At 64.5% G+C, this 19593-nt stretch carries 15 protein-coding genes; 2 read left to right on the top strand and 13 right to left on the bottom strand.

Annotation, left to right across the window (positions count from 1 at the left end):
* Position 1 precedes the first annotated feature (1 nt).
* The 9 genes from WDM24_RS09800 to WDM24_RS09760 form a co-directional block, all read right to left on the bottom strand.
* Entirely contained in the window at positions 2 to 1285 is a 1284-nt protein-coding gene (locus WDM24_RS09800; protein ID WP_338831037.1) for an acetyl-CoA C-acetyltransferase, read from the bottom strand.
* On the bottom strand, positions 1285 to 3552 hold the full coding sequence (locus WDM24_RS09795; protein ID WP_338831036.1) for an acyl-CoA dehydrogenase: 2268 nt from the start codon (positions 3550 to 3552) through the stop codon (positions 1285 to 1287). The genes WDM24_RS09800 and WDM24_RS09795 overlap by 1 nt, the downstream gene beginning before the upstream one ends.
* A 436-nt stretch (positions 3553 to 3988) precedes the next feature.
* Positions 3989 to 5212: an SMP-30/gluconolactonase/LRE family protein gene (locus WDM24_RS09790; RefSeq protein WP_338831035.1), complete on the bottom strand. Its 1224-nt coding sequence runs from the start codon at positions 5210 to 5212 to the stop codon at positions 3989 to 3991.
* Between the two features lie 334 nt (positions 5213 to 5546).
* Complete coding sequence (locus tag WDM24_RS09785) at positions 5547 to 6170, bottom strand: flavin reductase family protein (protein ID WP_338831034.1); 624 nt, start codon at positions 6168 to 6170, stop codon at positions 5547 to 5549.
* A gap of 129 nt (positions 6171 to 6299) precedes the next feature.
* Complete coding sequence (locus WDM24_RS09780; protein WP_338832359.1) at positions 6300 to 6908, bottom strand: TetR/AcrR family transcriptional regulator; 609 nt, start codon at positions 6906 to 6908, stop codon at positions 6300 to 6302.
* Between the two features lie 21 nt (positions 6909 to 6929).
* Complete coding sequence (locus WDM24_RS09775; protein ID WP_338831033.1) at positions 6930 to 10067, bottom strand: efflux RND transporter permease subunit; 3138 nt, start codon at positions 10065 to 10067, stop codon at positions 6930 to 6932.
* 57 nt (positions 10068 to 10124) lie between these two features.
* Complete coding sequence (locus WDM24_RS09770) at positions 10125 to 11231, bottom strand: efflux RND transporter periplasmic adaptor subunit (RefSeq protein ID WP_338831032.1); 1107 nt, start codon at positions 11229 to 11231, stop codon at positions 10125 to 10127.
* Between the two features lie 68 nt (positions 11232 to 11299).
* The gene (locus WDM24_RS09765; protein ID WP_338831031.1) at positions 11300 to 11473 is read right to left on the bottom strand and encodes a hypothetical protein; all 174 of its coding nucleotides are present in this window, start codon (positions 11471 to 11473) and stop codon (positions 11300 to 11302) included.
* A gap of 4 nt (positions 11474 to 11477) precedes the next feature.
* Positions 11478 to 12631 (bottom strand): IS3 family transposase gene (locus WDM24_RS09760; protein ID WP_338832275.1). Its coding sequence is split into 2 segments (ribosomal slippage): positions 11478 to 12382 and positions 12382 to 12631, totalling 1155 coding nucleotides; the frame shifts between segments, so codons are not numbered across the junction.
* 223 nt (positions 12632 to 12854) lie between these two features.
* Here WDM24_RS09760 and WDM24_RS09755 point away from each other — a divergent pair.
* Complete coding sequence (locus tag WDM24_RS09755) at positions 12855 to 13889, top strand: IS110 family transposase (protein ID WP_166294930.1); 1035 nt, start codon at positions 12855 to 12857, stop codon at positions 13887 to 13889.
* A gap of 502 nt (positions 13890 to 14391) precedes the next feature.
* Here WDM24_RS09755 and WDM24_RS09750 read toward each other — a convergent pair.
* From WDM24_RS09750 to WDM24_RS09740, 3 genes are all read right to left on the bottom strand, one after another.
* Positions 14392 to 15717: an MFS transporter gene (locus tag WDM24_RS09750; protein ID WP_338831030.1), complete on the bottom strand. Its 1326-nt coding sequence runs from the start codon at positions 15715 to 15717 to the stop codon at positions 14392 to 14394.
* Between the two features lie 138 nt (positions 15718 to 15855).
* Positions 15856 to 17019, bottom strand: a complete 1164-nt coding sequence (locus WDM24_RS09745; protein WP_338831029.1) for a winged helix-turn-helix domain-containing protein — start codon at positions 17017 to 17019, stop codon at positions 15856 to 15858.
* A gap of 107 nt (positions 17020 to 17126) precedes the next feature.
* Positions 17127 to 17369, bottom strand: coding sequence for a hypothetical protein (locus tag WDM24_RS09740; protein ID WP_338697157.1), 243 nt, complete (start codon positions 17367 to 17369; stop codon positions 17127 to 17129).
* A gap of 159 nt (positions 17370 to 17528) precedes the next feature.
* Between WDM24_RS09740 and WDM24_RS09735 the strand changes: the two genes are divergently transcribed.
* Positions 17529 to 18161 carry an OmpA family protein gene (locus tag WDM24_RS09735; protein WP_338831028.1) on the top strand — a complete coding sequence of 211 codons (633 nt, stop codon included), beginning with the start codon at positions 17529 to 17531 and terminating at the stop codon, positions 18159 to 18161.
* A 62-nt stretch (positions 18162 to 18223) separates the two neighbouring features.
* Here WDM24_RS09735 and WDM24_RS09730 read toward each other — a convergent pair whose 3' ends face one another.
* The gene (locus tag WDM24_RS09730; RefSeq protein ID WP_166298759.1) at positions 18224 to 19528 is read right to left on the bottom strand and encodes a phospholipid carrier-dependent glycosyltransferase; all 1305 of its coding nucleotides are present in this window, start codon (positions 19526 to 19528) and stop codon (positions 18224 to 18226) included.
* Positions 19529 to 19593 lie beyond the last annotated feature (65 nt).

Here is a 19593-nt window from a genome sequence, read left to right as displayed (position 1 = left end):
ATCACACCGTCTCTATCAACATCGCGCCGCCCTGCCCGCCACCGATGCATTCGGTGGCGACGCCGCGCCTGGTGCCGAGCCGCTTCATCGCATTGACCAGATGCAGCACGATGCGGTTGCCGCTGCAGCCTACGGGATGGCCGAGGCTGATCGCGCCGCCATCGACGTTCAGCTTGGCGCGGTCGATCTCGCCGGCCGCGCCGTCAAGTCCCAAAATCTCGCGACAGAATTTGTCGTCGTTCCAGGCCGCGAGACAGCCGAGCACCTGGGTCGCAAAGGCCTCGTTCAACTCCCAGGTCTCGACGTCCTGCAACGTCAGCTCGTTGCGTTTGAGCAGCGCGGTTGCCGACAGCACCGGACCCAAGCCCATGATCGAGGGATCGAGCGCCGCCCACTGGCTGTCGAGAATGACGGCCTTTGGCGTCAGCCCATACTTCGCCACCGCCGCCTCGGACGCCAGGATCACCCAGGAGGCGCCGTCCGTGATCTGCGAGGAATTGCCGGCGGTGACCTGGCCCCAGGGACGCTCGAACACCGGCTTCAGCTTCGCCAGCGTCTCCGCTGTGGAGTCCGGGCGGACACCGTCGTCATGGTCGTAGAACTTGCCGTCGCGGGCGAATGCGGTCTCGACCTCGCCCTTGAGGAAGCCTTCCTTTTGCGCGTTGGCCAGCCGCTGGTGGCTCTCGGCGGCGTAAGCGTCGGACTGGGCGCGGGTGATGCCGAAGAGGTGCCCGACCTTCTCGGCGGTCTGCCCCATGTTGAGCTCGGTGATCGGGTCGGTGAGCCCGCGCTCGAGGCCGATGATCGGCTTGAAGTAGCTCGGCTTGACCTTCAGCGCGGCGGCGATCTTGGCGCCGATGCCCTTGGCGCCGGCAAAGCCGGCAAACCAGCGCACGCCTGAATTGGGCCAGACCAGCGGCGCGTGGCTCAACGCCTCGGCGCCGCCGGCGAGGATCAGATCGGAGATGCCCTCTCGGATATAGCGGTAGCCGGTGTCGATCGACTGCATGCCGGAGCCGCAATTGATCTGCACCGTGAAGGCGACCATCTTCTCGCCCATGCCGAGCCGGAGCGCCGCGACCCGCGCCGGGTTCATCTCGTCGGCGATCACGTTGACGCAGCCGAGGATGACTTGATCAAAGGTGGTGGGCGCGAAAGGCTGTCGCGCCAGCAGCGGCCGGCCGCATTGCACGGCGAGATCGACCGGGGTGAACGGGCCGGGACCGGAGCGCGCCTTCAGGAACGGCGTCCGGCTGCCGTCGACGATAAAGACCTGCCGCGCCATCAGCTCGCCGCCCTCTGCTCACCCAGCTCCTGGAAGAACTGATGCACGTCGGCGGTTTTCTTGTAAATCGGGGACAGCGCCTCCGGCGCAAAATCATCGACCTCGATGACTTTTGCGACGGCCTCATGGGCGGCCGCGAGCTTCTCGCCGTCGGCCTCGGTGATGACGCCCTTCTTGACGCCCTCCTTCCAGTCATGCAGCCGCGCCGCACGCAGCTGCTTGGCCGCATCGTCGGCCTCGGTGACGAGGCGGAAGGCCTTCTCCAGCCGCGCGATACCGCCGTCATCCTCGACAAAGGCGAGGTCGGGCGTCAGGCGGTCGCGCGCCGCCGACGGCGACAGCACGAGCTGCGCACAGAGATGCACGACACGATCAGACGGACCGGTGACGCGAGCGCCGAACGGCTGGATCAGGAATTTCAGCATCCAGCCGACAAAGCGGTTCGGCAAATTGGCGAGGATTTCCGCAAAGCGGTTCTCGATGGTCTTGAAGCCCGACGCCATGCACCATTGCAGCGCCGGAAGATCCTCCTCCTGCCGGCCCTCGTCCTGCCAGCGTTTTAGCGCGGCAGAGAGCAAGTACAGTTCGGACAGGATGTCGCCGAAGCGCGCGGAGAGCATCTCCTTGCGCTTCAGCGCGCCGCCGAGCGTCAGCAGCGCCATGTCGGCGCACAGCGCGAACGCCGACGAATAGCGCGAGAGCTGGCGATAGAATTCGGTGGCCTCGCCGGCGTCAGGCGCCGGTGCGAACAGACCAAAGCTCCAGCTGCGGCCCCAGGCGCGGAACATGGTCGCAAAGCTGTGGCCGACATGCTTCCAGAACGCGGCGTCGAACGCAGTGAGGCCCTTGTCGCGATCGGCCTCGCCGAGCGCGTTCATCTCCTGCAAAAGATAAGGATGCGCACGGATCGCGCCCTGCCCGAACACGATCAGATTGCGGGTCAGGATATTGGCGCCCTCGACCGTGATGCCGACCGGCACCGATCGGTAGAGCCCGCCGAGATAGTTTTGCGGCCCGTCGATCACGGCCTTGCCGCCATGGATGTCCATGGCGTCGTCGATCGCGATCCGCATCCGCTCGGTGGCGTGCAGCTTCATGATGCCGGAGATGACGGCGGGATGATGCCCCTCGTTCAATGCGGCGCAGGTCAGCCGCCGCGCGGCGTCGAGCAGATAGGCGGTGCCGGCGATGCGCGCCAGCGGCTCCTCGATGCCCTCGAATTTCGAGATCGAGATGCCGAACTGCTCGCGGATCCGGGCATAGGCGCCGGTAGTGCGCGCGGCGTAGGCGGCGCCGGCGGCCGACAGCGACGGCAGCGAGATGCCGCGGCCGGCGGCGAGCGCCGTCATCAGCATCTTCCAGCCTTGGCCGAGCCGCTCTTGACCGCCGATGATGTAGTCGAGCGGGATGAAGACATCGCGGCCCCAGTTCGGGCCGTTCTGGAACACCTGCATCGCCGGCAGATGGCGCTGGCCGATCGAGACGCCGGGCAGATGGGTCGGGATCAGCGCAACGGTGATGCCGAGCTCTTCCTCGCTGCCGACCAGGTGATCGGGATCATAGGCCTTGAAGGCGAGGCCGAGCAGCGTTGAGACCGGGCCGAGCGTGATGTAGCGCTTGTGCCAGTTCAGCCTCAAGCCCAGCACCTCGTTGCCCTCGAAATTGCCCTTGCAGATGATGCCGGTGTCGATCATCGAGGCGGCATCCGAGCCGGCCTCCGGGCTGGTCAGGCCGAAGCACGGAATGTCCTGGCCGGAAGCCAGCCGCGGCAGCCATTTGTCCTGCTGCTCCCTGGTGCCGAAGCGCATCAGGAGTTCGCCCGGCCCGAGCGAGTTCGGCACCATCACGGTGACGGCCGCGGTCAGCGAGCGCGAGGAGATCTTGCGCACCACTTCGGAATGCGCATAGGGCGAGAAGCCGAGCCCGCCGAATTCCTTCGGGATGATCATGCCGAAGAATTTCTTGGCCTTGATGAAGGCCCAGACCTCGGGCGGCAGATCGCGCCATTCCCAGTTGATCTTCCACTCGTCGAGCATCCCGCAGAGCTCGTCGACTGGACCGTGCAGGAAGGCGTTCTCCTCGTCGGTCAGTTTGGCCGGCGCGAACGCCAGCAATTTCGACCAATCGGGATTGCCGGTGAAGAGATCGGCATCCCACCAGATGTCGCCGGCTTCCAGTGCCTCGCGCTCGGTGTCCGACATCGTCGGCAGCACGCCACGCGCCCAGGAGAAGATCGGCTTGGTGATGAAGTCGCGGCGGAAGCTCATGGTGGGGCCCTCATGGATCGGCGGCGCGGATAGGATTTATGTTGGGAGCATGATCTTCTCGAAAAACCGGTCTCCACTTTTTCGGATCATGCTCCATGTTATCCGAAAGTGCCGGTCACGGGTGAACACTTCGCCTTGCAGATAAAGCGAAATTGACGCGGCCAAGGCGCCGTTTTGTTAACGGCACGCCACGCGTTCAGTTCCGAAAGCTGAGGTACGACAATCAGGTAGCGGGAGATGGCGCCGGCGGGTGAAACCAAGTTCGATCGGTCTCGCGGCAGACTCCCTGCACCTCTCCCGCTTGCGGGGGAGGTCGCATCGCATCGAAGATGCGATGCGGGTGGGGGCTCTCTCCACAATGCGACTCGTGGAAAGAGCCCCACCCCAGCCCTCCCCCGCAAGCGGGAGAGGGAGCGCAGTTTCCTACGCGGATACTTTAGGCAGGCCCGGCGCCCTGGGTCGCGGTGTAGACCGCGTAGAGCGACTGGCTTGCGGCCATGAACAGGCGATTGCGCTTGGGGCCGCCGAAGGTGATGTTGCCGCAGACCTCGGGCAGCCGGATGCGGCCGAGCAGCTTACCTTCCGGCGACCATACCGTCACGCCGCTGTAGCCGACCGCGCGGCCGGCATTGCTCGAGCACCAGACATTGCCGTTGACGTCGCAGCGGATGCCGTCCGGTCCGCACTTCACGCCGTCGATCGTGAAATCGCTGAACCGCTTGCCGTTGGCGAGCTTGTTGTCGGCGCCGACATCGAACACGAAGACGTCACCGTTGCCGCCGGGGCCGGTGTCGCCCGGTCCCTTGCCGGTCGAGACCACATAGAGCTTCTTGAAGTCCGGCGAGAAGCAGAGACCGTTCGGATCCGGCACCTGGTCCTCGCTGACCACAAGATCGATACGCCCGGAGGGATCGATGCGATAGCAATTGGTCGGCAGTTCGCGCTTGGCCGGCACGAAGCCCGCCGGCTGGCCGATCCGCGGATTGAGCTTGCCGGCCGGATTGCCTGGTCCGCCGGCGGCATCAGGCTCGCCCTCATAGAGCTGGCCGCCATAGGGCGGATCGGTGAACCAGTAGCTGCCGTCGGGATGCGCGACGACGTCGTTCGGCGAGTTCAACCGCTTGCCTTGATAGGAATCGGCGAGCACCGTCGCGGTGCCGTCATTCTCGTAACGCGTTACGCGGCGGGTGAGATGCTCGCAGGACAGCTGGCGGCCCTGGAAGTCGAACGAATTGCCGTTCGAGTAGTTCGACGGCGTGCGGAAGACGCTGACATGGCCGTCATCCTCCGACCAGCGCATCTGCCGGTTGTTGGGGATGTCGCTCCACAGCAGATAGCGGCCCTGCGCGCTCCAGGCCGGGCCTTCCGCCCACAACAGACCGGTATGAAGCCGCTTGATCGAGGTGTTGGGCTGGGCGAGGTCGTTGAAGGACGGATCGACCGCGATAATGTCGGGGTCCCAGAAATAGGTGGTCGGCGCACCGCGCGGACTGAAGTCGCGCGGCGGGGTTGTGATCGTGGTCGGCGGCCCGACCGGCGCGGGGGCGTTCTGGGCCAGCGCACTATTGACGCCGGTTGCGACGGCGGCTGCCCCAACCGCCAAACCCTGGACAAGCGTTCGACGTGACACGTTCGGATCGCGCCGCTCTTGATGTGTCATCACATCCTCCCACTCTGTTGGCCGGCCGTTGATCCGGCCTGGCGCGCGGGAGGTTAGACTGCTCGCTTGGAGGTTGCGAGTGACGGTTTTTCATCACTGCAAGCTGAAATTTCACATTGTTGTGGTCCGGGCCGTCGTCGCGGAGCGTGCGAATGCACCGCAGAGAGCGACGTTCCTTACCTCTCCCGGCTTGCGGGAAGAGGTCGGAACGCATCGCCAGATGCGTTCCGGGTGAGGGGGTACAGGTCTCACGACGCTCACGGCTCGCGGAGACGGCCCCTCACCCAAGCCCTCTCCCCGTGAAGAACGGGAGAGGGAGAGGATAGAGCAGCACTTAATCCGGCCGGATCATCTCGAACATGTTTTCCGGCTTGATCTCGAAATAGTCGCCGCGGCGGCCGGCACGAACGATCGGGTGCGCGAGACCGGTCTGATAGACGCCGTCCTTGATGAAGGCCTTGTCGATGTGGACGGCGACGACCTCGCCGAGCGTCAGCCAGGCCTCGGCCTTCTTGCCGTCGGCGCCCTGGAGCTGGACGATCTGGCTGACCTTGCATTCGAACGACACCGGGCTTTCGGCGACGCGCGGCACGTTGACGAGCTTGCCGGCGACCGGCGTGAGGCCTGCGAGCTTGAACTCGTCGACGTCGCGGGCGACATGCGCCGCAGTCGCGTTCATGTGCTTGGCCAGATCCATGGTCGCCAGATTCCAGACGAACTCGCCGGTGTCCTGGATGTTGGCGACGCTGTCCTTCCAGGTGGTTGAGGAGAAGCCGATGATCGGCGGCACGTAGCAGAAGGCGTTGAAGAAGCTGTAGGGCGCGAGGTTGACGTTGCCGCCCTTGTCGCGCGAGGAGATCCAGCCGATCGGCCGCGGCGCCACGATGGCGTTGAACGGGTCGTGCTTCAGGCCGTGGCCGTTCTTCGGCTCGTAGAAGTGCAGGTCTTTTGCGGTCACGGTGGGGCCTCGTCGTTCCGGGATGGTGCGTGAGCACCAGATCCGGAATCTCGAGATTCCGGGTTCGATGCTTACGCATCGCCCCGGAATGACAAGGAAGTCAACTGACGAAAACGTCAGTGCTGGCGCTCAATTGGCGCGGACGCGCGGCGACAGGCCGGCGATCACGAAATCGATCATCTGGTCGATGGTCGGGCCCGGCTTGGTCGCACATTGGGCGATCATCTGGGGGTGGAAGAAGCGCATCATCGCGGTGCAGGCGCACAGCGAGGCGAGTTGCAGGTCCGGGGCCTCGAACTCGCCCGACGCGGCTCCCTGCGCGATCACCTCGCCGATAATAGCGGCGATACACTCCATATGGGCGACACAGACGTCCCAGTCCTCCTGCATCGCGACCTCGACCATCTCATGCAGCTTGGAATCACCGACATAACGTTCGGTGTTCATGCGATTGATGGTCGTCATCATCTGGCGCAAGCGCGGCGCGGCCGGCCCTTCCGAGCGCGCGATGCGCTGCGCCTCGATCTCGACCTCGCCCATCAGGCCGCGCGCCACGCCTTCGTGGATCGACTTCTTCGAATCGAAGAAGCGATACACGTTGGCGGGGCTCATCCGCAGCTCTTTGGCGATGTCGGCCACCGTGGTCTTCTGGTAGCCGATCTGCCGGAACAAGCGCTCCGCCACCACGAGAATCCGTTCGCGGGTGTCGGTTTCGCTATGTTCCTGGATCAGCGTCATGTTGGCCTGCTCAATCTTCAATTATTCGGCAGCCTCAGCAAGCGGAAATGCGAGTTGTCCCTTTCCTGCATGCTGCGGCGCAGTATCGGTTTGCTCAGGGCCGCTCTCCTCGAGGGTCTTGCGGAACCAGAGGGCGTAAAGGCCCGGCAGATACAGCAAGGTCAGGAAAGTCGCAACAAACAAACCGCCCATGATGGTGATCGCCATCGGGCCCCAGAACGCCGAACGCGACAGCGGGATCATGGCGAGGATCGCGGCGAGCGCGGTCAGCACCACCGGCCGGGCGCGCCGGACGGTGGCCTCGACGATCGCCTCGCGCCGGGTCAGGCCGGAGGACACATCGCTCTCGATCTGATCGACCAGGATCACCGCGTTGCGCATGATCATGCCGGCGAGCGCGATCAGGCCGAGCAGCGCCACGAAGCCGAACGGCTGGTTGGCGACGTTCAACCCGAGCGAGGCGCCGACGATGCCGAGCGGCGCGGTCAGGAACACCAGGAACAGACGCGAGAAGCTCTGCAGCTGGATCATCAGGAGCGTCAGCATCACCATCACCATCACGGGGAAGAGGATGAAGATCGACGCATTGCCCTTGGCCGATTCCTCGAACGCGCCGCCGGGCTCGATCCGGTAGGCCGGCTCGAGATGGGACTGGATGTCCTTCAGCTTCGGCGAGATCTGGTTGGTGACGTCGGGCGCCTGCACGCCGTCGACGACGTCGGACCGCACGGTGATCGCCATGTCGCGGTTGCGCCGCCACAGGATCGGCTCCTCATGCGCGTACTCGATCTTGGCAATCTGCTGCAGCGGCACGGCTACACCATTGCGTGACGTGATGGTGAGATCGCCGACCCGGCCGAGATCGAGCCGCTCCGACGGCACCGCGCGGGCGACCACGCCGACCTTTTCGATGCCGTCGCGGATCGTGGTGACCGGCGCGCCCGAGATCAGCATCGCCAGCGCCTGCGAGACCTCCTGCGGGGTGAGGCCGAGCGCCCGCGCCCGATCCTGGTCGACGGCGAGCTTCAGGTAGGGCGACTGCTCGTTCCAGTCGAGCTGGACGTCCTTGACGTTGGGGTTCTGGCGCATGACGTCGCGCACCTGGTAGGCGATGTCGCGCACCTTGTTGGCGTCGGGCCCGATCACGCGGAACTGAACCGGGAAGCCGACCGGCGGACCGAAGTTGAAGCGGTCGACCCGGACCCGCGCCTCGTTCAGCGCGCCGTCGGCGGCGGCCTGCTCGAGCTTCGCCTTGACGCGCTCGCGCGCATCGACGTTCTTGGCGAGGATCACGATCTCGGCAAACGCCTCGTTCGGCAGCTGCGGGTTGAGGCCGAGCCAGAAGCGCGGCGAACCCTGGCCGACATAGGCGGTGTAGGTCTCGATGTCCTTGTCGTCCTTCAGCAAGCCCTCGGCCTTCTTGACTGCCTTCTCGGTGGTGCCGAAGGCGGTGCCCTCGGGCAGCCGGAGCTGCAGGAACAGTTCGGGCCGCTCCGACAGCGGGAAGAACTGCTGCTGGACGTGACCGAACGCGACGATCGAGGCGACAAAGACGCCGACGGTCGCGACCACCACCTTGACGCGGTGATCGACGCACCACTGCACCACGCTGCGCAGGCCGCGATACATCCGCGTCTCGTAGATCGCGTGCGGATCGTGGTTCTGGTGCACCTTGATGTTGGGCAGCAGCTTGACGCCGATATAGGGCGTGAAGATCACCGCGACGAACCAGGAGGCGACCAGCGAGATCGCCACGATCCAGAAGATGCCGCCGGCATATTCGCCGACCGCCGAATTGGCAAAGCCGATGGGGAGGAAGCCAGCGGCTGTGACCAGCGTCCCCGTGAGCATCGGAAACGCAGTAGATTCCCAGGCAAAGGATGCGGCCTTGAAGCGGTCCCAGCCCTGCTCCATTTTCACCACCATCATCTCGACCGCGATGATGGCGTCATCGACCAAGAGGCCGAGCGCGATGATCAGCGCGCCGAGCGTGATGCGGTGCAAATCGAGCGACATCGCATTCATCACGATGAAGACGATGCCGAGCACCAGCGGCACCGACAGCGCCACCACAATGCCGGTGCGCCAGCCGAGCGCGACGAACGAGACGAACAGCACGATCGCGAGCGCCTCGACGAAGGAGTGCACGAACTCGCCGACGGCGTGCTCGACCACCTTGGGCTGGTCCGCGATCTGCTCGACCTCGACGCCCTGCGGCACCGCCTTCATGAAGTCGGCGGTGGCCTTCTCGACCTCCTTGCCGAGATCGAGGATGTTGGCGCCCTTGGCGGTGACGACGCCGATGCCGAGCGCGGGCTTGCCTTCCTGGCGCACGGTGAAGCTCGGCGGATCGACATAGCCGTGGCTGACGGTCGCTATATCGCCGAGCCGGAACACGCGGCCGTTGCTCTCGACCGGCGTCTCGGCAACCGCCTTGACGCCGTCAAGCGCGCCGGTGACGCGCAGCGGCACGCGCTGCGACGAGGTCTCGACGGTGCCGGCCGGCGTGACGTTGTTCTGCTTGGCGAGCGAGTCGAACAGCGCCTGCGGCGTGATGCCGAGCGTCGCAAGCTTGGCATGCGAGAACTCGACATAGATGCGCTCGTCCTGGGTGCCGTAGAGGTCGACCTTGGTTACGCCGGGCACCTTCAGCAGGCGCTGGCGGAAGCCTTCGGCGACCTTCTTGAGCTGCGCGTAATCGGCGCCGTCGCCGGTCATCATGTAGAGGATCGAATCGACGTCGGAGAATTCGTCGTTGACGACGGGGCCGAGGATGCCCGACGGCAGCTGGCCCTGCACGTCGACCAGCTTCTTGCGCAAGAGATAGAACAGATAGGGCACGTCCTTCGGCGGGGTCGAGTCGCGGAAGGTGACCTGCATCGCCGTGAAGCCCGGCTTGGAATAGGTCTGCACCTTCTCGAAGAACGGCAGCTCCTGCAGCTTCTTCTCGATCGGATCGGCGACCTGCATCTGCATTTCCTGCGAGGTCGCGCCCGGCCACATCACCGAGACGTTCACCACCTTGACGGTGAAGAACGGGTCCTCGGCGCGGCCGAGCTTCTCGTAGGAGAAGAAGCCGGCGACGCCGAGCACGAGCATCAGGAACAGGACCAGCGTCGGATGGCTGACCGCCCAGGCCGAAAGGTTGAAGCGCTTCATCGAACTCTCCAAGTTCTAGACCAAGTCCCAGAACCGTTTGCGCTGATATTGCGAGGGTTAGAACGACAGCGACGACACGACCCGCACCTTCTGGGTCGGATCGAGTTTCTGCACACCGAGGGCGACAACCTTGGCGCCCTCGTCGACGCCATCAGAGATGACGACGTTGTTGCTCTCATAGGCCTTCACCTTGACCGGCTTCAGCGCGACCTCGCCCTTGTCGTCGACGATGTAGAGCGAGGGATCGCCGCCCTGGCTGTACAGCGCCGACAGCGGCAGCTTCGCCACGCGCTCGCTCGCCTTGTCGGCCAGCGTCAGCGTTGCGGTCATGCCGAGCGAGACGGCCTCGTCGGCGTCCGGCAGCGAGAATTTTGCGAGATAGGTGCGGGTGGCGGGATCGGCCTGCGGCGCGACCTCGCGCAGCTTGGCGGCATAGGTCTTCTTCGCATCCGACCACAGCGTCACCGTGGCAACGCCCGACCTGGCACGAGCAAGAAGCGTCTCTGGGATCGCGACGACAGCTTCCTTCTCGCCAAGTCGGGCGACACGGATCGATGCCTGGCCCGCGGCAACCACCTGGCCGGGCTCGATCATGGTCGCTGTGACGACACCCCGGGTGTCGGCCACCAGCGTTGCATAGGAGAGAGAATTCTTGGTCAGCTCGACCGAACGCTCGGCGCGGTTGAGCCGGGCGCGGGCCTCGTCGCCGGCAGCCTTGGCGGAATCGAGCTGCGCATCGGTGGTCCAGCCCTTGGCCTTCAGATCCTTGGCGCGCTGCTCGGCAGCTGCGGCCTGGGCCAGCACGCCGGTGGCGGCGCGGAACTCGGCCTCGGCCTGCTCGGCCTGCAGCTTCAGGTCGATCTCATCGAGGGTGGCCAAGGGCTGATCGACGTCGACTGTCTGTCCGACCTCGACCAGCCGCTTGGCCACCTTGCCGGCAACCCGAAAGCCCATATCGGCCTCGATACGGGGCTTCACCGTGCCGACAAAACTGCGCTCAGGGGTTTCGGCTTCGTAATGGACGGTCGCCACCAGAACGGGGCGTCCCGGATCGGCCTTTTCGGCCGCCTTTTCGTTGCAGCCGGTCAGCGCGAACACCGCAAAAGCCAACGTGGCTCCCGTCAAGAGCCTGTAATAGCTCGAGAAAATGGAACGGGCGAACATCGGGAATCTCCATCGGGCTGACGACTGATGAAGAGTATCGATTTATCACTGATAAATGTCAATATTCGTCAGCGATAACCAATTCGTGAGGACGGGCCGGAGTCGGGCGCGGGATCGGCGATGTTCGAGTTGGAGTTGGAGTTGGAGTTGGAGTTGGAGTTGGAGTTGGAGTTGGAGTTGGAGTTGGAGTTGGAGTTGGAGTTGGAACGTGGAAGATGAGCTGCTGCCGGTTTGATGGACACCCGCTTAAGCTAATCCCACCTTGCGCTCGAACTCAACCGGGCTGAGATAGCCGATGGTCGAGTGCCTGCGGGTCGTGTTGTAAAATCGTTCGATGTAGTCGAACACATCGGCGCGTGCCTCATCTCTGGTTTGATAAATCTTGTTGGCCGTACGCTCGGTCTTGAGCGAGGAGAAGAAGCTCTCCATCGCCGCGTTGTCCCAGACGTTGCCGGAGCGGCTCATGCTGCAAACGATGCCGTGGTCGGCCATCAGGCGCTGGAACTGCTCGCTGGTGTACTGGCTGCCCTGGTCGGAGTGATGCAACAGCGCATCCGGCTTGCCGCGCCGCCAGACGGCCATCAACAATGCGTCCGTCACGAGCTGTGCCGTCATGGCGGCACTCATCGACCAGCCCACCACGCGGCGTGAGAACAGGTCGATCACCGCTGCGACATAGAGCCAGCCTTCGGCCGTCCAGAGATAGGTGAAGTCGGCGATCCACTTCTGGTTCGGCCGCTCGGCGGCGAACTGCCGGTCAAGGAGGTTCGCCGGTACGGTCTCGAGCTGTCGATCGCCGCTGTCCTTCGGTAAGCGCCGACGTCGCGGCCGCGCCCGCAAGCCTTGCAGGCGCATCAGCCGCTCAATCCGGTGCAGGCCGCAATCCGCCCCGTCGGCGAGCAGGTCACGCCACACCCGGCGTGCGCCATAGGTGCGGTCGCTGGCGGCGAAGCTGGCCTTGACCTTGCCGCCGAGCTCCTCGTCGCTGCGGGATCTGGCGCTGGGAGAGCGGTTCAGCCAGGCATGGAAGCCCGACCGCGACACTCCCAGCGCATCGCATAGCCATGCCACCGGCCAGATCGTCCGGTGCTTCGCGACGAAGGCGAACTTCATGTCGCTTCCTTCGCGAAGTAGGCTGCGGCCTTTTTTAGGATATCCCGCTCGGCCTTCAGCTTGGCGACCTCACGGCGCAGCCGCTCGATCTCCTGCTGCTCCGGCTTCATCTGCCCGTGGCCGGGAAAGGCTTGCGCCGGGTCGGAGCCCAACTCCTTCACCCATTTGCGGAGAACATTCTCATGAACATCCAGGTCACGGCCAGCTTGCGCCACCGACACCCCACGTTCCCGCACCAGCTTGACCGCCTCGACCTTGAACTCGCGGCTGAACTTCCGTCTTTTCATCGCCACCTCCGGCTTCATGAAACACCTAATCTCGGTGTCCATCAAACCGGCAGCAGCTCAAGATGCGTAGATGGGGTAACGGGCCGGCCGCCCGCTCGCTACGGCGCGATTTGGAAGCGCGCTCGCGAGCGGCCTGTTGGTTGGAAGGCGGTCGTCCCTCAAACTGATGGTGTCAATAAACGGAGTCGGGCAAGCCCGCTCCAAGCATCATTAAGGGACGACCATGTACCACTATGCAGGAATCGACGTGTCTTTGGAATGCTCGAGCGTCTGCCTTGTCGATGGGACAGGTAAGATTTTGCGCGAGGCGAGGGTTGCGAGTGAGCCGGAGGCCTTGATCACCTGGTTGCGGTCGCTGGGGTTGGTGCTGGAACGGATCGGGCTGGAGGCTGGTCCGCTGTCGCAATGGCTCTACGCAGCGATGCGGGATGCGGGCCTGGCAGTCGAACTGTTGGAGACGCGGCACGTCCGCGATGCCTTCAAGGCGATGCCGGTGAAGTCGGACCGCAACGATGCCCGCGGGATCGCGCAACTGATGCGGCTGGGCTGGTTCCGGCCGGTGCACTGCAAGTCGATCGAAGCGCAGGAGACGCGGGCGGTTCTGACGGCACGCAAGCTGCTGCAGTCCAAGCTGCGCGACATCGAGAACAGCCTGCGCGGCGTGCTCCGTGGCTTCGGTCTGAAGGTCGGCACGACCACCGAGCGCACGTTCGCCGAACGCATCCGGGAGCTCGTAGCGGGCCATCCCGGACTTGAGATCGTGGCACAGGCGCTGCTCGAAGCCCACGCCGTGCTGCGGCGCGAGTTCAATGGCCTGGATAAGCACACCCAAAAGCTCGCCAGGTCGCACCCTCAAGCCCGCCTCCTGATGACGACACCGTCCGTCGGCCCGATCGTGGCGCTTACCTACGCCTCGGCGGTCGACGACCCGAAGCGCTTCCGGTCCTCGAAGGCGACGGGAGCGCATTTTGGCCTCACCCCGAAGAAGTACCAATCGGGCGAAACCGACTATACCGGCCGCATCAGCAAGATCGGCGATGCCTCCGTGCGCGAGGCGCTCTATCAGGCGGCTCACGTCATGCTGACCAAGCCGGTCAGGAACTGCTCGGCGCTGAAAGGCTGGGCGATGCGGATCGCCCGGCGCGCAGGCCTGCGCAAGGCCAAGGTGGCGCTCGCACGCAAGCTCGCCGTCGTTCTGCATCGCATGCTCGCCGACGCCAAACCGTTCAACCCGATGGCCAAGGCCTCGGCAACCTAAGCAAGGAGCAGCAATCGGTTCTGGGCGGGCCACGACACCAGGCTCTCCCTGAGCGAGGTCCCTGCGCCGGGACGATGGATCCGGTCAGGCCGCCATCCGGGAAGTGGCTCACAACCACGCTTCCGTAGATTGGCCGGCCGGCTCCTCAATGCACCCCATCAGGCGACGGCCTTCGCGCCGATCCCGTACAGAAGCAAGTGCCCGGCGAGTGGATCACGCAAAAAGGGATTGACTTACAAAGGCCCGTTACAGAAGCCCGGATGAAGCGCAGCGAAATCCGGGATCTCGCGAATCGAGGGACAGTCCCCGGATTGCGCTGCGCTCCATCCGGGCTAGGGCGATCGCTGCGCCCAAAACTGTCATCGCCCGAGAAAGCGGGCGATCCAGTATTCCAGAGACAGTCGTACCTGAAACGAGACGCCGCGGCGTACTGGATCGCCCGGTCAAGCCGGGCGATGACAGCTATGTTTGCGGCGAAGGCTCGGCTACGCTGGCGTTATCCTTACTTCGCGTCGGCGAACTCGGTCTTGGTCTCGTGGCTGCCGAGGAAAACCAAGAGGCCCGCCGCGAGTGGCAACAGCGACAGCACCAGCAGGCCGGTCGATGTGCTGCCGGTGGCCTCCTTGACCCAGCCGATCAGATAGGGCCCGCCGAAACCAGCGAGGTTGCCGATCGAGTTGATCAGCGCGATCGCGCCGGCGGCGGCGGTGCCGGACAGCCAGGCGGTCGGCAGCGTCCAGAACACCGCGAAGGTGCAGAACACGCCGATCGCGGCGACGGTCAGCACCACCATGGTCATGGTCGGATCGGTGATGTAGCTGGAGACCCCGAGCGCCAGCGCCGTCAGCAACAGCGGCGCGCCGACATGGAACACACGCTCGCGCGTGGCATCCGAATGCCGCGCCCACAGGATCATCGCGGCGGCGCCGAATGCATAGGGGATCGCGGTGACGAAGCCGGTCTGCGCATTGGTCAGACCGAACGCCTTGACGATCTGCGGCAGCCAGAACTGCATGCCGTAGAGCGAGGCGACGAAGCCGAAATAGATCGCGCTGAGCGCCAGCACCCTCGGCGAAGACAGCGCCTCGCCGAGCCTGAAATGCTTCGCCGCCTGCTTGGCCGCGACCTCGGCGTCGAGCTTCGCCTTCAGCCACGCCTTCTGTTCGGCCGAGAGCCAATCGGCCTTCTCCGGCCGGTCGGTGAGATAGAACCAGGTGACGATACCAAGCAGCACCGAGGGCACGCCCTCGATGATGAACAGCCACTGCCAGCCCTGCATCCCCATGACGCCGTCCAGCCCGAGCAGCAGGCCGGAGATTGGCGCGCCGATCACGGTGGAGATCGGAACTGCGAGCGCGAAGGCGGCGAGGAAGCGGGCACGGTATTCGGCCGGAAACCAGTAGGTGAGATAGAGGATGATGCCGGGGAAGAAGCCGGCCTCGGCAACGCCGAGGAAGAAGCGCAGCGCGTAGAAGCTGTGCTCGTCATAGACCGCCGCCATCAGGGCCGAGAGAATGCCCCAGCTCACCATGATGCGGGCGATCCACTTGCTGGCACCGAACCTCTCCAGCGCGAGGTTGCTCGGCACCTCGAAGATGAAATAGCCGATGAAGAAGATGCCGGCCCCGAACGAGAACACCACCGGCGAGAATTTCAGCTCCGCGTTCATGGTGAGCGCGGCGAAGCCGAGATTGACGCGGTCGAGATAGGAGAAGAAGTAGGCTAGGATCAGGAACGGAATCAGCCGCCAGGAAATCGCGCGGATCGTCGTCGTCTCGATCTCGCTGCGGGCGCCGGTGCTTGGCGCAATGGTTGCGGTCTGGCTCATCAGTTCCCCCAGGGTGTTGCTTGCCCAGAGGATTATTGGCTGGCTCCGCATTGAGCAATGGCAAAAACTCATAGCACACAGCGTCAAACGGGAACCGACGCGGCGGCCGGCGGCGGGTGACGACGGATCGAGCTGGACTTATTCGGCCAGCTGAAAGCGCTCGAAGCGGTCGAGCTCCTCCTCGATGCGGCGCTTGAGCTCCTTGCGCGACGCCTGTTTCTTGCCGTTGCCGACCCAGCTCCATTTCTGCATCAGGAGTTTCTTGTTCTGGCGGTTGGTCTTGAGGTCGAGGGCGGCGACGATGTCGTCGCCGACCAGCACGGGCAGCGCGAAATAGCCGAACAGACGCTTCTGCTTCGGCACATAGGCCTCGAAGCGGTGGCCATAGCCGAAGAACAGCTCGGTGCGCTTGCGCTGGATGATCAGGGGATCGAACGGCGACAGGATGTGGACCAGGGCGGGATCCCCCTCGCCGGTCTGCTCCAGCACCTCGGGGCGCGCCCAATGCTCCTGCTTGCCGGCGCCGTCGAGCGCGATCCGGACCAATTCCTTGCGGCGCACCCTCGCCTCGATCAGGCTGCGCACCGCCTTCTTGCTCGGCGCGTCCAGATGGCAGATCGAATCCAGGCTGACGATGCCCTGCGAGCGCAGCGCGCGGTCGAGCAGATAGGCTGTTCTGGCCGAGACCGGGGCCGGCTTCGGCGGCTTGTCCCAGCCGAAGTGCCTGCTCATCAGCTCATAGGTCTTCAGCATGCCGGCGCGCTCGCTGATCGTGACCACGCCGCCATAGAAGGCGAGCTGCAGCGCACGCTTGGAGGGTTTTCGGCTCTGCCAGAGATGCTCCTTCTCGGTCAGCACGTCGTCTTCGATGTCGCGAATGGTCAGCGGACCGGCCCGCAACAGCCGCAACACCTTGCGCGTATCGGCCGGCGTCACCGATGCGAACCATTTGTGGCCGTCGCGCTTGTGCGCCTTCATCGCCGGCAGGAAGATTCCGATGTCCTTGGACGGAATGTAGGACAGCGCGTGCGTCCAGTATTCGAACACGCTCTTGTCGGTGCTCTGCGCCTGCTTGAGGTCGGCGCGGCGATAGTCTGGAATCCGGGTGAACAGGATGTGGTGATGGCAGCGCTCGATCACGTTGATGGTGTCGATCTGCACATAGCCGAGGTGGTCGACGGCGGCCGCCACGGCTGAAGCCCCCTGCCCGAACGGCGCTTGGGTATCGAGCCGCTGCGCGCGCAGCCAGATATGGCGGGCGGCGGCATTGTTCAGCGAAAGGGGTTCTTCGGCGCGGGGCATTGCGCCAGCAATGTAGTGAGATTCGCGCCGCTGTGGAGAGCCGGGCGACGGAAATCTGCTCGCGCACAATCATGCAGGCTTCGGTGTTTGCGGGCGAGCAGGACCGGCTACGCCGATCCGACGACCCGCCGCAACCAGGGAACGTCCCGCATCGCTGCCTCGAGTGCGGCGCTCTCCTCTTGAAACACCCGGGACGCATGACCGCCAACCGGAAACCAGCCGCTGATGTCTTCGACGTCCCGCCGGTATTCTTCGAAGCCGGTGGTCCCTTCAGGGCGAAGGAAGATATCGACGCAGCGCGCGGCATGCTCGTCATTGATCGAGCGGAGGACGCGATTGATTTGGGCCATGGTGCTCACCCTCTCCGCTGCCCTGGCTGGCACAAGCCAGGTCCTGCACATCCAACTGTGACTTATGTCACATACCGGGTTTTGAACCGGTCCTAGGTTCTCGGCATCAAAACGACAGCAAGCCAAATTTGGCTGGCCGCATATTTAAGGACGAAACCCATGACCCGCTCTCTTTCCTTGTCTCTTTTGGCAATCGCCGCTGCGCTGTCGATGACGGCGGGCGTGGCACTGGCCGGCAGCGACACCGTTCCGGCCGCCCAGATCCTCAATGCGCTGAAGCCGAAGTCGGCCACCCGCGGCCTCTCGGCCGATACGCAGGTCGACCCGGCCGCTTCGGCCAAGGAGGCGAGCTTCCTCAACACCGTTCGCAACCGGCAGACCCGCTCGCTGTCACTCGGCGAACGCCAGGAAATCGCCGACATCGCCGCCACCAAGCCGAAGATCGATCTGGAAATTCACTTCGACTACAACTCGGCGGAGATTGCCAAGGGCTCGACCCAGGCGGTGCAGGAGCTCGGCAAGGCGCTGTCGGATGCCAGCATGAAGGGCTCGACCTTCGTCGTCGCCGGCCACACCGATGCGATCGGCGGCGAAGCCTATAACCAGGACCTGTCGGAGCGCCGCGCCGACACCATCAAGAAGTATCTGGTCGAGCGTTACGGCCTCAACGGCTCGGATCTCGTGACCGTCGGCTACGGCAAGACCCGGCCGAAGGATCCGAACGCGCCGATGGACCCGACCAATCGCCGGGTGCAGGTCGTCAATATGGATACCAAGACCGCGTCGAAATAACCTCCCGCAGCCTCGATCCGCCTGCCAAACCTGGCAGGCGGATCGTTTTGTCCCCGAGCGTTTCAGATCCAGCTCTGGAACAGCATCAGCCGGTTGAAGGTCGCCATCGACGTCCCGATCGCGGCGACCGTGACCGGCAGCATCGCGATGAAGCCGGCGCATCCGGCCGCCACGAAAGCCCACAACAGCCAGCGCGGCGCCCCCTTGCGCGTCAACGCGTAGACCAGCACGAAGCTCGCGGTGCACGCTGCCGGCAGATAGTAATAGATGAAGCCGAGCGTGCGCGGCAGCAGTGCCCAGGCGAGATACGGGCCGAGGTAGAACGCAAGCACCAGAAACGCATCGCGGCGGCGCCTGACGATCCAGTCGCGCAGCGCCACGATCAGCGCGATCAAGGCCGGCCACAGCACCAGCGGGTTGCCGAGGAACACGATCGCCGCGAAGGCGTCGTCGCCGACCTTCTCGAACAGATACCAGACCGGACGCACGAGGAACGGCCAGGACGGCCACGAGCTCATATAGGTGTGGCCTGCAATCGCCGTCGTGGTGTTGTCGGCAAAGATGCGGCGCTGCGCCTCGATGAGGCCGGAGAACGAGAGGCCGTAGAGCGGCACGAAGGTCGCGAGATAGACGATCAACGGAATCAGCACGAAACAGACGATGAAGTGAGGGAGACGGAAATCCGGCCACAAATCGGGCCGGTACCAGTCCTCCGCATCGGCATCGGCAAAGCGCGTGCGCCAGCTCTGCATCAGGCGGATCACCGCGACGATCGCGATGCAGGTCGCGAGCACGAACAGCCCGCTCCATTTGCAGGCGCACGCCAACCCCGCTGCTAACCCCGTCAGCGCGAAGGCGAGTTGCGGCCGCTGTTGCCCGAAGCCGTGGATGAAGGCCGCGATCGCAAACAGACAGAAGGCGAGCACGAAAATATCCAGCATCGCGATCCGCGACTGCACGAACAGCATCTGGTTGAAGAAGGCGAGCAGCACCGCCGCGATGGCGCGTTCCTGCGACGCGAACAGCCCGAGCCCGCCGAGATAGATGGCGACCAGCGCCAGCGCGCCGAACAGCGCCGCGGGATAGCGCCATCCGAGCGGCACGTCGCCAAATGCCTTGATCGAGAGGGCGATGATCTCCTTGGCAAGCGGCGGATGCATCGGGTTGAGGATCGGACCCTCGACTACCTGCAGCAGCATCTGCCGCGCCGCCGGCACGTAGTGCACCTCATCGAAATAGAGCTTGTCCGGCGCCGTGATCCCGAGCAGCAGCACGACATGGGCGACGATGAAGATGATGGCCGCAACAATCGCCGTGCGCGCGACGGGACCACGCAGAACAGAGGGAGATTCGGATGCGATGTTCAAAACGTGAGCACGGTGCGAGGGGAACGAGTGTGAGCGAAGTGTGAGCTACGCCGGTGCGTGTGACG

Origin of the sequence: Bradyrhizobium sp. 27S5 (genome assembly GCF_037217225.1) — a bacterium.
Lineage (GTDB): Bacteria > Pseudomonadota > Alphaproteobacteria > Rhizobiales > Xanthobacteraceae > Bradyrhizobium > Bradyrhizobium septentrionale.
The sequence above is the reverse complement of the archived record's forward strand: the minus strand, read 5'-3'. Positions and strand labels throughout refer to the sequence as shown.

Excerpts from the sequence above, each read along its gene's own strand:
- WDM24_RS09770 (WP_338831032.1), bottom strand. The coding sequence starts at position 11,231 with ATGTTCGCCCGTTCCATTTTCTCGAGCTATTACAGGCTCTTGACGGGA.
- WDM24_RS09775 (WP_338831033.1), bottom strand. The coding sequence starts at position 10,067 with ATGAAGCGCTTCAACCTTTCGGCCTGGGCGGTCAGCCATCCGACGCTG.
- WDM24_RS09750 (WP_338831030.1), bottom strand. The coding sequence starts at position 15,717 with ATGAGCCAGACCGCAACCATTGCGCCAAGCACCGGCGCCCGCAGCGAG.
- WDM24_RS09790 (WP_338831035.1), bottom strand. The coding sequence starts at position 5,212 with ATGACACATCAAGAGCGGCGCGATCCGAACGTGTCACGTCGAACGCTT.
- WDM24_RS09735 (WP_338831028.1), top strand. The coding sequence starts at position 17,529 with ATGACCCGCTCTCTTTCCTTGTCTCTTTTGGCAATCGCCGCTGCGCTG.
- WDM24_RS09780 (WP_338832359.1), bottom strand. The coding sequence starts at position 6,908 with ATGACGCTGATCCAGGAACATAGCGAAACCGACACCCGCGAACGGATT.
- WDM24_RS09740 (WP_338697157.1), bottom strand. The coding sequence starts at position 17,369 with ATGGCCCAAATCAATCGCGTCCTCCGCTCGATCAATGACGAGCATGCC.
- WDM24_RS09755 (WP_166294930.1), top strand. The coding sequence starts at position 12,855 with ATGTACCACTATGCAGGAATCGACGTGTCTTTGGAATGCTCGAGCGTC.
- WDM24_RS09745 (WP_338831029.1), bottom strand. The coding sequence starts at position 17,019 with ATGCCCCGCGCCGAAGAACCCCTTTCGCTGAACAATGCCGCCGCCCGC.
- WDM24_RS09795 (WP_338831036.1), bottom strand. The coding sequence starts at position 3,552 with ATGAGCTTCCGCCGCGACTTCATCACCAAGCCGATCTTCTCCTGGGCG.
- WDM24_RS09800 (WP_338831037.1), bottom strand. The coding sequence starts at position 1,285 with ATGGCGCGGCAGGTCTTTATCGTCGACGGCAGCCGGACGCCGTTCCTG.